Annotated in this window: 12 protein-coding genes; 5 read left to right on the forward strand and 7 right to left on the reverse strand. The window is 65.1% G+C overall.

Going from position 1 to position 13,788, the window contains the following annotated elements; genetic code table 11:
• Nucleotides 1-61: 61 nt before the first annotated feature.
• From B2P87_RS19430 to B2P87_RS19445, 4 genes are all read right to left on the reverse strand, one after another.
• The gene (locus tag B2P87_RS19430; RefSeq protein WP_244940791.1) at nucleotides 62-463 is read right to left on the reverse strand and encodes a nuclear transport factor 2 family protein; all 402 of its coding nucleotides are present in this window, start codon (nucleotides 461-463) and stop codon (nucleotides 62-64) included.
• Nucleotides 464-522: 59 nt separating this feature from the next.
• Nucleotides 523-744, reverse strand: coding sequence for a hypothetical protein (locus B2P87_RS19435; RefSeq protein ID WP_058287999.1), 222 nt, complete (start codon nucleotides 742-744; stop codon nucleotides 523-525).
• A 128-nt stretch (nucleotides 745-872) separates the two neighbouring features.
• A complete protein-coding gene (locus B2P87_RS19440; protein WP_141890073.1) occupies nucleotides 873-1,751 on the reverse strand; it encodes an alpha/beta fold hydrolase in 879 nt (292 codons plus the stop codon).
• A gap of 311 nt (nucleotides 1,752-2,062) precedes the next feature.
• On the reverse strand, nucleotides 2,063-3,454 hold the full coding sequence (locus tag B2P87_RS19445) for a M20/M25/M40 family metallo-hydrolase (protein WP_141890074.1): 1,392 nt from the start codon (nucleotides 3,452-3,454) through the stop codon (nucleotides 2,063-2,065).
• 366 nt (nucleotides 3,455-3,820) lie between these two features.
• Between B2P87_RS19445 and hemA the strand changes: the two genes are divergently transcribed.
• From hemA to ispG, 3 genes are all read left to right on the forward strand, one after another.
• Nucleotides 3,821-5,056, forward strand: coding sequence for a 5-aminolevulinate synthase (gene hemA / locus B2P87_RS19450; RefSeq protein ID WP_058288002.1), 1,236 nt, complete (start codon nucleotides 3,821-3,823; stop codon nucleotides 5,054-5,056).
• 128 nt (nucleotides 5,057-5,184) lie between these two features.
• Complete coding sequence (locus B2P87_RS19455; protein ID WP_058288003.1) at nucleotides 5,185-6,390, forward strand: helix-turn-helix domain-containing protein; 1,206 nt, start codon at nucleotides 5,185-5,187, stop codon at nucleotides 6,388-6,390.
• Between the two features lie 100 nt (nucleotides 6,391-6,490).
• A complete protein-coding gene (gene ispG, locus B2P87_RS19460) occupies nucleotides 6,491-7,612 on the forward strand; it encodes a flavodoxin-dependent (E)-4-hydroxy-3-methylbut-2-enyl-diphosphate synthase (RefSeq protein WP_141890075.1) in 1,122 nt (373 codons plus the stop codon).
• Nucleotides 7,613-7,690: 78 nt separating this feature from the next.
• Here ispG and B2P87_RS19465 read toward each other — a convergent pair whose 3' ends face one another.
• Entirely contained in the window at nucleotides 7,691-8,455 is a 765-nt protein-coding gene (locus B2P87_RS19465) for a DsbA family protein (protein WP_058288005.1), read from the reverse strand.
• Nucleotides 8,452-9,807 carry a M48 family metalloprotease gene (locus tag B2P87_RS19470; protein ID WP_208764528.1) on the reverse strand — a complete coding sequence of 452 codons (1,356 nt, stop codon included), beginning with the start codon at nucleotides 9,805-9,807 and terminating at the stop codon, nucleotides 8,452-8,454. The genes B2P87_RS19465 and B2P87_RS19470 overlap by 4 nt, the downstream gene beginning before the upstream one ends.
• 22 nt (nucleotides 9,808-9,829) lie before the next feature.
• On the opposite strand from B2P87_RS19470, the gene B2P87_RS19475 reads away from it, so the two are divergent.
• Both B2P87_RS19475 and B2P87_RS19480 read left to right on the forward strand, forming a co-directional pair.
• Entirely contained in the window at nucleotides 9,830-10,975 is a 1,146-nt protein-coding gene (locus tag B2P87_RS19475; RefSeq protein ID WP_141890076.1) for a pyridoxal phosphate-dependent aminotransferase, read from the forward strand.
• Between the two features lie 92 nt (nucleotides 10,976-11,067).
• Complete coding sequence (locus tag B2P87_RS19480) at nucleotides 11,068-12,285, forward strand: N-acetylmuramoyl-L-alanine amidase (RefSeq protein WP_141890077.1); 1,218 nt, start codon at nucleotides 11,068-11,070, stop codon at nucleotides 12,283-12,285.
• 55 nt (nucleotides 12,286-12,340) lie between these two features.
• On the opposite strand, the gene B2P87_RS19485 is transcribed toward B2P87_RS19480, so the two are convergent.
• Nucleotides 12,341-13,744 (reverse strand): hypothetical protein, encoded by a 1,404-nt coding sequence (locus B2P87_RS19485; RefSeq protein ID WP_141890078.1) that lies wholly within the window; start codon nucleotides 13,742-13,744, stop codon nucleotides 12,341-12,343.
• Between the last annotated feature and the right edge of the window lie 44 nt (nucleotides 13,745-13,788).

The raw sequence follows: 13,788 nt of genomic DNA on the forward strand, positions 1-13,788 counted from the left end.
CCCCGTCAACCGCGCCACTTTCCCCTTTTCTAATGATGCCGCTCCCAGGCAATGCTGGACGTCATTCGTGCATCCTGCCCCCTGTTTCCGGGGTGTCCTGGCTGAATGTGTTGAGCCACTTCCCGCCTTCTTTCTCCCAGAGTGACGATATCAGCATTACCTTCCATTCCGCCGAGCCTGATGACCGGTAGGACGCGCGGTAGGAGAGCAGTGCAGCAGCATTGCCGATGCAGCGCAGGCGGGCGCTGCTCAGCCTGTATTCGGCCACCACTGGCCCGTCTCGGAGCTGCTCGCAGTGATCGGCTTTGCCTGCAAAGCCGCTGGGGTAGACGCCCAGAAAGCTGTCAGCGAGGACTTGCGCGTCTAAATGCCGGTCGCCGAGAACCATGGCCTCCCAAACGCTGGTCTCCAGGGTGAGGATTTCGTTCAGTTGCGGGCCGTCAGTCGGAATCATTTGTGTCATGACGCCAGCCTGACCGCGGGAGGCAGGTCAGGCAAGCGGCCGGTTTGCAGCGGCGGCCTTCAGAGCGCAGGCGGCACCGGTTCCGCGCTGGTGTCGTGGCGCCAGCCGGTCAGCTCGGCGTTCACCCACTTCTTGATGTGGTCCAGATCGGGTTTGGGATTGGCCTCCAGGTAGCGCAGCAGGACGCGGGTTCCGTGCTGATAGCCGGCGCGGTAGCTTTCCTCCGGGTCTGTCTGGTTGCCCTCGAATCCGGAAGGCCGTTTGAACCTGCTTTGAACCATCTGCTGTCTCCGTCTGTAAGGTCTTGCGTGCTACCGGGCAGGCTAGGCCAAGAGCGATAAGCAAGTCTTAATCCGCGTGCGTAAAACGAACGCAAATTGCGGCGGAGAGGTGCTGCGCAGCGGGGCGGTTACAGGGGCGGCAGAGGGCTGAGGAACTCCAGCAGTGCGGCGGCGGTTTCGCGGGGGCTGCTGTCGATGAAGAAATGCCCGCCGGGGATGCCTCGCGCGGTCATGTCCTGCAGGTGCGGCGCCCAGGTCGCGGCGACGTCATAGGCTTTGCCCATGGCGCCGTCTGCCCCGTAAAGCACCAGCGCCGGGCAGTGCACCTTGCGGTCCAGGTCGCGGGCATCGTGGTGGAAATCGACGTCGATGGCGGCGCGGTAATCGTTGCGCATGGCATGCACGCAGGCCGGATCCGCCCAGGCGCGGCGGTAGGCCGCCAGCGCCGGCGCCGGGAAGTCAGACAGGGAGGCGCCGCCCCAGCCCAGCAGGCAGCTTTCGAAATAGGCCTGCGGATCGGCGCCGATCATCCGCTCCGGCAGCGGCGCGGGCTGGGCCAGGAAAAACCAGTGGTAATAGGCGCGGGCCACCTTCTGCGTCAGCTGGTCCAGCAGCAGGTGGGTCGGGATGATGTCCATCACCGTTACGCTGGCCACCGCCTCTGGCGCGTCGAGCGCCAGCCGGTACGCAGTGCGCCCGCCACGGTCGTGGCCCGCCAGGTGAAAGCGGGGGAAGCCCAGGGCGCGCATCAGCGCCAGCTGGTCGGCGGCCATGTTGCGGAAGCTCATCGCGTCCACGCCTTCGGGTTTGGAGCTGGCGCCGTAGCCGCGCAGATCCGCCGTCACCACGGTGAAGCGGCGGGCGAGGTCGGGGGCGGCCTCCTCCCACATTTCCTTGGTCTGCGGGAAGCCGTGCAGCAGCAGCAGCGGCGGGCCGTCGCCGCGCAGGGTATAGGCGATCTGCTGGCCGTTCACCTGCAGGGTGCCGGATTGAGGCGATGCTGGCATGGTCTTCTCCCTTCGCGGCGGCGGGTTTCCGGGATTGGACCCTGCCGGCGGCTTAGGATCAAGCCTGCCGCTGTGTTTTCGCACCGGGGAGGGGGCTCCCGCGCCTTGGCGCCGCATCAAAGATGCAGCCCCACAAGCCTTGGGCCCGGCGCCGTGCTGGCACACGGCGCGCGCCGCGCCAGCGGCGCCATACCCAACGGGAAGAGGGCCTTGCCAGAGGCCCGATGACGGGCGGGAGGGTTCGCTTGCGCGGCTTCAGCCCGAAAACTGCGGCACGGGCGGAGCGCGGAGAAGCGTCCGCCCGCTGTTCGTCACTTCGTGGTCAGGGCGTCCAGGACGCGGGCCCAGGAGCGGATGCCCTTGTGGAAGCTTTTCAGGTCGTATTTCTCGTTCGGGGAATGGATGGCGTCGTCATCATTGGCAAAGCCGATCAGCATCGCGTCCATGTCGAGGATCGACTTGAAGTAGCCGGCGATCGGGATCGAGCCGCCCATGCCGCAGAACACCGCCTCGCGCTGCCACTCGTCCGACAGCGCGCCGCGGGCAGCCTCGAATTCGGGCCGGGAGATGTTCATCACCGAGGCGGGCGAGCCTTCCAGGTCGTTGTCCCAGCGCACCGCGGCATCCACCGGCAGGCGGTCCTCGACGTGTTTGCGGATTTTGCTGCGCAGCGCGTCCGGATCCATGTCGCCGACCAGGCGGCAGGTGATTTTGCAGTGCGCTTCCGACGGGATCACGGTCTTGGAGCCGGCGCCGTTATAGCCGCCCCAGAGACCGTTCACCTCCAGCGTCGGGCGGGCCCATTGCTGTTCCAGGGTGGAATAAGCGGTTTCGCCGTGCGGGCGGGTGTAGCCGACGGAATTCAGGTACTCGGCCTCGTCAAAGCCGCAGGTCTGCCACTGGCGCAGCTGGTCTTCCGGCACCTCGTGCACGCCTTCATAGAAACCATCGACCGCGACGCGCCCGGTTTCATTGTCATAGAAGGAGGCGACGACTTCCGACAGCACCCGCAGCGGGTTCAGGCCGGGGCCGCCATAATGGCCGGAGTGCAGGTCGATGCGCGGGCCAATAATGGTGAATTCATCCTTCAGCATGCCGCGCAGCTGCGAGGAGATCGACGGCACTCCGCGCGACACCATGGACGTGTCGCAGATCAGCGCGATATCGGCTTTCAGCTCTTCGGCGTTGGACTCCATGAAGGGGATCAGCGAGGGGGAGCCGCTCTCCTCTTCGCCTTCGAAGAAAAAGGTGATGCGGCAGGGCAGGGAGCCGTTCACGTCCTTCCAGGCGCGGCAGGCCTCGACAAAGGTCATCAGCTGGCCCTTGTCGTCCGACGCGCCGCGGCCGCGGATCACGGTGCCGTTCGGGGTGTCCTCCAGCTGCGGCTCAAACGGCGGGGTTTTCCACAGGTCCAGCGGGTCGACCGGCTGCACATCGTAATGGCCGTAAAACAGCACATGCGGGACATCTGTATTCTCCTCGCCCACGTGGCCCACCACCATCGGATGGCCCGGGGTTGCGCGTTTCTCCGCCTTGATCCCGATGGCGTTCAAATCCGCAACCAGCCAATCGGCGGCCTGGTCGCACTCCGCCTTATAGGCCGGATCGGTGGAAATCGACTGGATGCGCAACAGCTCCATCAGCCGCCCGGTGGCGGCGTCCAGCTCTGCGTCGATCCGGTCCAGAACGTCATTCAGTGCCATCTCATGCTCTCCTGTTTGCCGGGGGAAGGCCCGGAATTTGGGCCAATTTGCCGCGGACCCTAGCAGTGCCCTCGGCAAGGGGCCAGAGGGGGCAGCGCAGGATTTCTTCTGTCTCGTCCGGGCCGCCGCAGCCGGAATGCGCACGGGACACGACGTAAACGGACGCAGGTTGGCCGCAGCTGTCCTTGCCCGTCCTTTGATTAAGTTCTATTTGACCTGCATCAATGTTGCGCACCCTTGCCTGCGGGTATGCAGTTGATCGAAGGGGAGGCCTGCGGTAACCATTCCTGAACGTGAATGTGGTTTAATTGCCGGACGGCCAAGCCCTTTACACAGCCCGCGTGCTTCGAGGGAGCACAATTAGCTATGGAGATGCCGGTGGACTATACCGCGAAACTGGATGCTGCAATTGGCAGCCTGCACCAAGAGGGACGCTACCGGACCTTCATCGACATCGAGCGCAAGAAGGGCCATTTCCCGCATGCGGTGTGGAACCGGCCTGATGGCAGCAAGCAGGACATCACTGTCTGGTGCGGCAACGACTACCTCGGCATGGGCCAGAATCCGGTGGTGCTGGACGCGATGCATGACGCCATCAACGCAACCGGCGCAGGCTCCGGCGGCACCCGCAACATTTCCGGCACCACGGTCTATCACAAGCAGCTGGAGGCCGAACTGGCCGATCTTCACGGCAAGGAAGCGGCGCTGCTGTTCACCTCGGCCTATATTGCCAATGACGCGACGCTGAGCACCCTGCCCAAGCTGTTCCCGGGGCTGATCATTTATTCCGACGCGCTGAACCATGCCTCGATGATCGAAGGCGTGCGCCGCAACGGCGGCGCCAAGCGCATCTTCCGTCACAATGACGTGGCCCATCTGCGCGAGCTGCTGGAGGCCGACGACCCCAGCGCGCCCAAGCTGATTGCCTTTGAATCGGTCTATTCGATGGACGGCGACTTTGGCCCGATTGCGGAAATCTGCGACCTCGCCGAGGAATTCGGCGCGCTCACCTATATCGACGAGGTGCACGCGGTCGGCATGTACGGCCCCCGCGGCGGCGGCGTGACCGAGCGTGACCAGCTGGCCCACCGGATCGACATCATCAACGGCACCCTCGCCAAGGCATACGGTGTGATGGGCGGCTATATCGCCGCTTCGGCCAAGATGTGCGACGCCATCCGCTCCTATGCGCCGGGCTTCATCTTCACCACCTCTCTGGCGCCTGCGGTGGCGGCAGGGGCGGCGGCCTCGGTTGCCTACCTGAAGGGGGCGCAGGACCTGCGCGACAAGCATCAGGACCAGGCCAAGGTGCTGAAACTGCGGCTTAAGGGGTTGGGTCTGCCGATCATCGACCATGGCAGCCACATCGTGCCGGTGATTGTCGGCAACCCGGTCCATACCAAGGTACTCTCCGACCACTTGCTGGAAGACTACGGCATCTACGTGCAGCCGATCAATTTCCCCACCGTGCCGCGCGGCACCGAGCGCCTGCGCTTCACGCCGTCGCCCGTGCACGGCCCCAAGGAGATTGACGCGCTGGTCAAGGCGATGGACTCATTATGGTCGCATTGTGCGCTGAATCGTGCCGAACTTGCCGGGTAACATACTGATCAGTGTAAATTAACGCTGAGTGTGTTACGCTGCTGTCAACCAATGAGTGGATCTGAGTCGCGACTGTGATTCCTTCACCACTCTGAAACGAGGCGGCAGGCATTTATGGGACGGCAGGCATGATCGGGCGCTTCACCCAGCGCAAGCAGGAAGAGCATGGCGAAACAGCAGAGCCCAAGGGTTTTGATGATTTCGAACTGAAGCTTGGCGACGTGATGCGCGGCGAGCGGGCGACAATGGGCAAATCGCTGCTCGACGTCCAGCGCGAGTTGCGGATCAAGGCCTCTTACATCGCTGCCATCGAAAACTCCGACCCTTCCGCCTTTGACACGCCCGGCTTCATCGCAGGCTACGTGCGCTCCTACGCGCGCTATCTCAACATGGATGCGGAGCAGGCGTTCCAGGATTTCTGCCAGGAAAGCGGGTTTTCCGTTGCCCACGGCATGTCTGCCGAGGCGTCCAGCCGCAGCAAGACCGGCGCGGCGCCGGCCGCCAAGTCCACCGGGCTGGGCGGCGATGCGTTTGCCTCGCCCAATACACCGTTCATTCCCGCGCCCAGCAGTTTCCTCAGCCAGATCGAACCGCGCGCGGTCGGGTCGCTGATGGTGCTGACGGCGCTGATCGGCGGCATCACCTATGGCGGCTGGGCCGTCCTTAAAGAGGTGCAGCAGGTGCAATTTGCGCCGGTGGATCAGACCCCGGCGGTGCTGGCGGATCTCGACCCGCTCAGCAGCGCGGTGCTGGAAACCGCCGAAGGCAGCCAGGACCCGGCGGCAGAGGCGCTGGACCGGCTTTACCGCCCGCAGGCGCTGGACGTGCCGGTGCTGATCGCCCGCGATGCGCCGATTTCGACCCTGGACCCCTCCACCATCGGCAACTTCGCCGCGCCGGAGCTGCCCAGCGTCGCCCTGGCCGACGCCAGCATGAGCTACGGGGAAGACGCGCTGTCACAGCCGGTGCCGCAGGTGGTGGCCGAGGTTGAACCGGGCGTGGAAATGGTGGCGGTGCGACCGTCCTGGGTGCAGGTCACCGCAGCCGACGGCAGCGTGATTCTGGAAACCATCATGGATGCGGGCCAGCGGTTCGAAGTGCCGATGACCGAGGATGCACCGCGTCTGCGCACCGGTGAAAGCAGCGCCATCTATTTTGCGGTGAACGGCGAGCATTTCGGCCCGGTTGGAAAGCGCGGCCAGGTGTCCAAGAACATCGATCTGTCGATGGAGGCGATCACCGGCCGGTTCGAGCTGGCCGACCTGCAGGATGGCCGCAACGAGGCGCTGGCCACCCTGGTGGCACAGCTGCAGCCTGCGCCGCCCGCCGAATAATCCCCCTCCGTTTCCTCTTTGAACCGGGCGCCTGCCATTGCAGGGCGGCGCTGCTGCGCGTATCTAGGCGCTAACAGGAGCCAGCCGGGACACGAACCTCATGTCGATGAACCACATCCGCCCTTGGCGCCATATCGAGCGCCGCAAAAGCCGCCAGATCCATGTCGGCAACGTGCCCGTCGGCGGCGATGCCCCGATTGCGGTACAGACGATGACCAACACGCTGACCACCGATGTGGCGGCGACCGTGGCGCAGGTGCAGGCCGCGGCAGAGGCGGGCGCCGATCTGGTGCGGGTCTCGGTGCCGGATGAGGCGTCCTCAAGGGCGCTGAAGGAGATCGTGCGCGAAAGCCCGGTGCCGATCGTCGCCGACATCCACTTCCACTACAAGCGCGGCATCGAGGCCGCCGAGGCCGGCGCCGCCTGCCTGCGCATCAACCCGGGCAACATCGGCGACGAGAAACGCGTGGCCGAGGTGATCAAGGCCGCCCGCGACCACAATTGCGCGATCCGGATCGGGGTGAATGCCGGGTCGCTGGAAAAGCACCTTCTGGAAAAATACGGCGAACCCTGCCCGGAGGCGATGGTGGAGTCAGGCCTCGACCACATCCGGATCCTGCAGGATCACGACTTTCACAACTTCAAAATCTCGGTGAAGGCTTCCGACGTGTTCATGTCCGCCGCCGCCTACCAGCAGCTGGCGGACGCCACCGACGCGCCGATCCACCTCGGCATTACCGAGGCGGGCGGCTTTGTCTCCGGCACCATCAAATCGGCAATCGGCCTGGGCCAGCTGCTGTGGATGGGCATCGGCGACACCCTGCGCGTCAGCCTCTCCGCCGATCCGGTGGAGGAGGTGAAGGTGGGCTTTGAGATCCTCAAGTCCCTCGGCCTGCGCCACCGCGGCGTCAACATCATCTCCTGCCCCAGCTGTGCGCGGCAGGGGTTCGACGTGATCAAGACGGTGGAAGCGCTGGAAGAACGGCTGGCGCATATCCACACCCCGATGAGCCTCAGCATCATCGGCTGCGTGGTGAACGGCCCGGGGGAGGCGCTGATGACGGATGTCGGCTTCACCGGCGGCGGCGCGGGTTCCGGCATGGTCTATCTGGCGGGCAAGGCCAGCCACAAGATGTCCAACGCGCAAATGGTCGACCACATCGTCGAAGAGGTCGAGAAAAAAGCCGCCCAAATCGAGGCGGCCCAGGAGGCGGCGGAGTAAAGCTCCAGCCGCTTCATCTTTCCAAAAGCACTCCGGGGTCCGGGGCAGAGCCCCGGTTCCGCCGGTCCGGCAGGAAACTCAGCTCTGCTTCTCGCGGATCTCCGCCACCATGATCTCCATCTGGTCTGCAGGCAGGTAGCCGCGCAGCAGTTCGGTGCCCAGCACGAATGTCGGGGTGCCTGAGATCGCCATTTTCTGCGCCAGCTCGCGGGTTTGGCGCAGTTCGGCAGTCACTTCCTCGCTGTCCATTCTGGCAAAGATCGGGTCTGCATCCAGCGACAGCCCTTCGGCCAGGCGGCGCAGGGCCACTTCATTCGGCTCGCCGCCGAAGGCGATCAGCGCGTCATGCACCTGCTTGTAGGCGTCGTCCCCGGCCACCTGCTTGGTTGCGACCGCAAAGCGCGAGGACAGCACCGAGGCTTCGCCGAGGATCGGGAATTCCTTGATCACCAGGCGGATATTGCCGTCGCTTTCCAAAAGCTTCTCCACTTCCGGCGCGGCGCGGCGGCAGTAGCCGCAGCGGTAGTCCATGAACTCGACCAAGGTGATATCGCCATCGGGGTTGCCGCCCACCCAGGAATAGCCGTCGTTCTGCAGCTCTTCCAGGTTATCGGCAACCAGGACATCATCGCGGGCGGCCTCCGCCTGCTGCTGGCGCTCCTCCAGGAGGTCGACCGCCTCCAGGATCAGCTCGGGGTTCGCCAGGATGTATTCGCGCACTTGCTCGCCAAAGGCCTCGCGCTCGGCATCCGACATGGCGTTGATGTCAAAGGCCTGCGCCGGGGCGCCCAGCAGGGCAAGGGCAGCGGCTGCCGCAGTGGCGGTGCGGGTGAAAGGGGTCATTTTCTTCTCTTTCTCTTCTGAGCTTGTTCATAGGCCGACAGCACATCCTGCGCCCGCCGGGCGGCGGGGGATCCTGCTGGCAGCTGGGCCACGGCCCGTTTGGCGTGAATGCCGGCGTCATCCAGACGCCCTTGCAAGGCATAGCGTTCGGCGGTGACCAGGGCGGCCATCCCGGTCTGTCCGGTCTGGGCATAGGCCAGCGACATGTCGCGCAGCAGCACCGGGTTGCGGAAGTCAATGGCGCGGGCGCGCTCCATGGATTTGAGCGCGGCCTTGGGCTGGCCCGCGGCCAGCTGCGCGCGCCCGTATCCGGTCAGGATCAGCGCGTCGCTGGGGGCCAGGCTGACGGCCTTGCCATAGGCGGCGAGCGCAGCGTTCCACTGGCGGTTTTCGATCAGGATCTGGCCCTTCAGGTCGTGATAGAAGGGGTCGGAGGGGCGCACGGCCAGGGCGCCGTTCACCGCTGAAAGCGCTTTCTTCAGGCTGTTCTGCCGGTGATAGGCCGCGGCCTCGCGCATCAGGCGGACATCCTTGTACTGCTCCTCGCGCACCCGGCGCAGGGTCCATTTCGGAGCCCGGGTGAAGGCCGACAGCTTGCCGCGGACGCGGGCAAACCAGTATCGCGCCTCCGGACTGGCCTGGCCGCTGTCGCCATGCGCCGCCAGATAGGCCTGAGCGGCGCGGATGCGGTCGCGGCTGAGCGGGTGGGAGCGGGTATAAGGGTCCTGGCTGCCGGCGCTCAGCACCTCTTGGCCGGCAAAGGCGCGGTGCAGGTCGACCAAACCTTGCGGGCTGATGCCTGCGCGGTTGAGGTAATCGGCGGCGGAGCGGTCGGCAGAGCTTTCTTCGGCCCGCGTATGGGCCAGGAAACTGCGCAGCGCGGAATTCTGGCTGCCGATGGCGATGCCGGCGGCGGCTTCCCCGCTGCCGGCCGCGGCGGCCAGCACCGACAGCGCCAGGCCCAGCCCCGCAGCGCTGTTGGCAGAGCGCAGGTTCTGCATCCGCCGCGCCAGGTGGCCATTGGTGATATGGGCGGCCTCATGGGCGATCACCGCCTGCAACATTTCCGGGCTGGTGACCTTTAGGATCAGCCCGTAATGCACGAAAATCGTTCGTGAATCCAAAACGAACGCGTTGAAGGAGGAATCGTTGACCAGCAGGATCCGCATCCGCGCGGCGTTCAGCCCGGCAGCGCGCAGAACAGGGGCGGCCAGCCGGTTCAGCCCGTGTTCGATATCCGGGTCCCGCAGCAGCGAAATCGACGCCGCCTGCGCGGCCGCTGCAAACTGAAGCAGCGCGCAAACCACAAGAGCCGGGATTGACGCCAGCCGGAAGAAACGGTCAAAACTCATGCGCGCACCATGGGAGATCAGAATGCGAAACTCAAGCCGCTCCAGTGTTGATCCGTTTATTGTGATGGATGTGATGGAGGCCGCCCGCAAGGCTGAGGAGGCCGGCCGCCACATCATCCACATGGAGGTCGGGCAGCCCTCGACCGGGGCACCCGCCGGGGCGGTGGGGGCGCTGGGGAACGCGCTGGAAAACAACGCCTTGGGTTATACCGTTGCGCTTGGCCTGCCGGAGCTGCGCAAGCGAATCGCGCGGCTCTACGGTGACTGGTACAACGTCGATCTGAACCCGGAGCGGGTGATCGTGACGCCGGGCTCCTCGGGCGCGTTTCTTCTCAGCTTCACGGCGCTGTTCGACAGCGGCGACCGGGTGGGCATCGGCGCGCCGGGCTATCCGTCATACCGGCAGATCCTGAAGGCGCTGGGGCTGACCCCGGTGGACATCCAGACCGCCCCTGAAAACCGGTTGCAGCCGGTGGCAGCGGACCTCAAGGGGCAGAAGCTGGCCGGGCTGATGGTGGCCTCGCCCGCCAACCCGACCGGCACCATGCTGGACCACGCGGCGATGGGCGCGCTGATCGATGCCGCCCAGGCGGAAGGCGCCAGCTTCATCTCCGATGAGATCTATCACGGGCTGGAGTATGAGGCGAAGGCGGTGACCGCGCTGGAGCTGACGGATGAGTGCTACGTGATCAACTCCTTCTCCAAGTTCTTCTCGATGACCGGCTGGCGGGTGGGCTGGATGGTGGTGCCGGAGGACCATGTGCGGGTGGTGGAGCGGATTGCCCAGAACATGTTCATCTGCGCGCCGCACGCCAGCCAGGTGGCGGCGCTGGCCGCGCTCGATTGCGAGGACGAGCTGCGGGAGAACCTGGCGGTCTACGCAAGGAACCGCCAGCTGATGCTGGAGGGGCTGCCCAAGGCCGGTTTCACCAAAATCGCGCCGCCGGACGGGGCGTTCTATGTCTATGCGGATGTGTCGGACCTGACCAGTGACAGCCGCAGCTTTGCCGCAGAAATCCTTGAAAAGGCTGGCGTTGCGGTGACGCCGGGGCTGGATTTCGACCCCGTCCGCGGTGCCACCACGCTGCGGTTCTCCTATGCGCGCTCCACCGCGGATATCGAGGAGGGGCTGGCGCGTCTGGCGCTTTACATGGCGTCCAGGGACTGAGCCGGGGATAACTGCAGAAGGCGGATTTCCTATTCCGCCGGAATTGCCTAGTCTGCCCGGCAAAAGGCCAGAAGGCCGGGCAAGAGGCGCGCATGGGCAGACTGTTTTCATTTTCCGCACTGATTTGGCTGCTGGCCGCAGCGGGTTGGGCGCAGGGCTTCAGCGGCCTGGCCCGCATCGACGCAGAGGCCAGCCGGGTGCGCGATGCCGGGCAGGGGGCGGAGATGACGCTGGGCCTCAGCCAGGGGGTGCCGTACCGGCTGTTTACCCTGGACGGCCCGCCGCGGCTGGTGCTGGATTTCCAGGAGGTCGACTGGACCGGGCTGACGGCGAACAAACTGGTGCAGGGCGGTCAGATCACCGCCGCGCAGTTCGGCACCTATGTGCCCGGCTGGTCCCGGCTGGTGCTGCAGCTGGCGCAGCCGATGAAGGTCTCCTCGGCGGCGATGCGCATTGATCAGGTGACTGCCGCTGCGCGTCTGGCGGTGTTACTGGAGCCTGCCACGGCAGAGGAGTTCGCCGCCAGCGCCGGCGCCCCGCAGGATCCGCGCTGGGATTTGCCCGCGCCGCAGGAGATGCAGGCCAGGGCCGCGCGGGATGAAAATGCGCCGCTTCTGGTGATGCTGGATCCGGGCCATGGCGGCATTGATCCGGGAGCGGAGACAGAGGTTGTCATCGAGAAGCACCTGATGCTGCAATTCGCCCGCGAACTGGGCGAGGCGCTGCTGCGCTCCGGCCAGTTCACCGTGATGTTGACCCGCGACGATGACTATTTCGTCTCGCTGGAGCGCCGCATCGCAATGGCGCATCAGGCCGGCGCCGATGTGTTCATATCGCTGCATGCGGACACGATCTCGGAGGGGCGCGCGCATGGCTCCACCGTCTACACGCTGTCCCGGGAGGCTTCCGACGCCGCCTCGGCCAAACTGGCGGAGCGGCATTTGCGCGGCGACCTGTTGTCCGGAACTGACCTCAGCCAGGCGGACGACCGGGTGACCGGCGTGATGCTGGACCTGGCCCGGCAGGAGACCCAGCCGCGCAGCGACGCGCTGGCGGCGGCGCTGATTGACGGGCTTCGCGCGCAAGGCAAGCCGATCAACAACCGGCCGCTGCGCTCTGCCGGGTTTTCGGTGCTGAAGTCAGCCGATATTCCCTCGGTTCTGGTGGAGATCGGTTTCCTGTCCAGCAAGCGCGACCTGAAGAACCTGGTGGATGCGGACTGGCGCGCCAAGGCGGCCCGCGGCATCCTGAACGGGCTGATCACCTGGCGCGCCCAGGATGACGCCCGCCGCGCGCTGGTGCGGAAGTAGCACGCAGACGCATTCGGACCTTTTCATCCAGGTCCGGGCTGATGGGGTCTCTTCGTTAGCCAGTCTTGGCTTCGGCCTTGGCCAGCGCCTTTTCGATCTCGCGCTCAAGCGCCTGCTTGTGCGGCGCCAGGAGGTCACCGGCGGCCTTGGCCATCAGCCCCTGCTTTTCCAGGCCGGCGGCGATGCAGTCCATCAGCTGCCCCTCGGCCTTGCTTTTCTCCATGCAGGAGCTGACGATTTTCTCCAATTCAGTCATGTAGCTGGTCAACGCCTTGGCGATGGCCCGCCCGGTGAAGAATTTATGCGCCATCCGCAGGACGGTCTGCAGCGCGATTTCGGCGCCGATCTTGCGCGGAATGGCGGTGAAGCGGCCCAGGATGATCTCGATTTCCTTGCCGCCCCAGCGCGCCGCCGTGCTCCACAGGTATTTGCTGAGCCAGCTGGAATTGACCATGCGGCTGGCCAGCCGCTCGCCGACGCCTTTCATGATCATCTGCCCGGCCTTGGCGCCCAGCCAGCCTGAAAAGCCGCCCGCCACAGCCGCAAAGGTGATGCGCTTGAAGGACCCGGCCACGCCGCCGGCCTTGACCCATTGGCCCTTGAGGATGACGCCGTTTGCAATCTCCTGAACCGTGTTCTTGCTGGCCGCGACAACGGCGCCTGCGGTGGCGGGGTTCACCCCGTTGGTGACCAGGATCAGCTGCACGATGTCGGCGGCGCCATCGCGCAGGTCGACAGAGATTTCCTCGCAGATCTTGGCGCTTTGGCCCAGTTCCTTGGACAGCATGTTCAGATCAAGCGCCACCGCGTCGAGCAGGATCTTGGTCTGCTTCATCTGCTTGAACGACGCCAGCAGGCTTTTCTTGTTCTTGCCATAGGTCATGTCGACCAGCTTGCCGATGGCGGCGTCGGCCTTCTTCAGCGATTTCGCCGGGCGGTCGATGTCGGCATTCGGGGTCACCATCTTCACGAAGAAGGTCCAGAACCCCTTTTGCATCTCGCGGTACTGGTCCTGGTAATTCCGCAGCGTGCTCATGAACGCCAGGGTCTCGGTGTGCAGGCGGCTCTGGATGGCGTCCACGGCGTCGCCCATGTCGTCCTCGGTGAACCAGTGGGTCTTGCCCCGCCATTTCACCTCATAGACCTTGCCCTTGGCCGGCAGCGGCCTGCCGCCTTGGGCCTTGGCAAACTGTTCGGCGACCTTGACCGGGGAGCTGTCCAGCATCTTGAACGTCTTAGAGCCGGGTTCGACCAGGCTGGTCACCTTTGTCTTCACCACCTGCTGCTGGAACTGGCCGATGGCGAGGATCGTCGGCTGCCCCACCTTGCCGTTGGTCGGCACCCGCTTGTAACCGACGGTCGCCGCGTGTTCGTTGAGCATCTTCTGGACCAGCACAACGTCCTTGGGGTCGTTCACCGCGGTCTTGCCGCCGCCGACCGGAGCACTGAGTTTGGCCATAGCTGTCTCCTCCACCTTATGGGCTGCCGGGTGAACCTGAAAAG

Origin of the sequence: Leisingera sp. UBA4491 (assembly GCF_002388965.1) — a bacterium.
Taxonomy (GTDB): domain Bacteria; phylum Pseudomonadota; class Alphaproteobacteria; order Rhodobacterales; family Rhodobacteraceae; genus Leisingera; species Leisingera aquaemixtae.

What these genes read in the sequence shown, in the direction of transcription:
- B2P87_RS19470 (WP_208764528.1), bottom strand. Translation starts at nt 9,807, where the DNA reads ATGAGTTTTGACCGTTTCTTCCGGCTGGCGTCAATCCCGGCTCTTGTG.
- B2P87_RS19430 (WP_244940791.1), bottom strand. Translation starts at nt 463, where the DNA reads ATGACACAAATGATTCCGACTGACGGCCCGCAACTGAACGAAATCCTC.
- B2P87_RS19435 (WP_058287999.1), bottom strand. Translation starts at nt 744, where the DNA reads ATGGTTCAAAGCAGGTTCAAACGGCCTTCCGGATTCGAGGGCAACCAG.
- hemA (WP_058288002.1), top strand. Translation starts at nt 3,821, where the DNA reads ATGGAGATGCCGGTGGACTATACCGCGAAACTGGATGCTGCAATTGGC.
- B2P87_RS19440 (WP_141890073.1), bottom strand. Translation starts at nt 1,751, where the DNA reads ATGCCAGCATCGCCTCAATCCGGCACCCTGCAGGTGAACGGCCAGCAG.
- B2P87_RS19465 (WP_058288005.1), bottom strand. Translation starts at nt 8,455, where the DNA reads ATGACCCCTTTCACCCGCACCGCCACTGCGGCAGCCGCTGCCCTTGCC.
- B2P87_RS19455 (WP_058288003.1), top strand. Translation starts at nt 5,185, where the DNA reads ATGATCGGGCGCTTCACCCAGCGCAAGCAGGAAGAGCATGGCGAAACA.
- B2P87_RS19485 (WP_141890078.1), bottom strand. Translation starts at nt 13,744, where the DNA reads ATGGCCAAACTCAGTGCTCCGGTCGGCGGCGGCAAGACCGCGGTGAAC.
- B2P87_RS19475 (WP_141890076.1), top strand. Translation starts at nt 9,830, where the DNA reads ATGCGAAACTCAAGCCGCTCCAGTGTTGATCCGTTTATTGTGATGGAT.
- B2P87_RS19480 (WP_141890077.1), top strand. Translation starts at nt 11,068, where the DNA reads ATGGGCAGACTGTTTTCATTTTCCGCACTGATTTGGCTGCTGGCCGCA.
- B2P87_RS19445 (WP_141890074.1), bottom strand. Translation starts at nt 3,454, where the DNA reads ATGGCACTGAATGACGTTCTGGACCGGATCGACGCAGAGCTGGACGCC.
- ispG (WP_141890075.1), top strand. Translation starts at nt 6,491, where the DNA reads ATGTCGATGAACCACATCCGCCCTTGGCGCCATATCGAGCGCCGCAAA.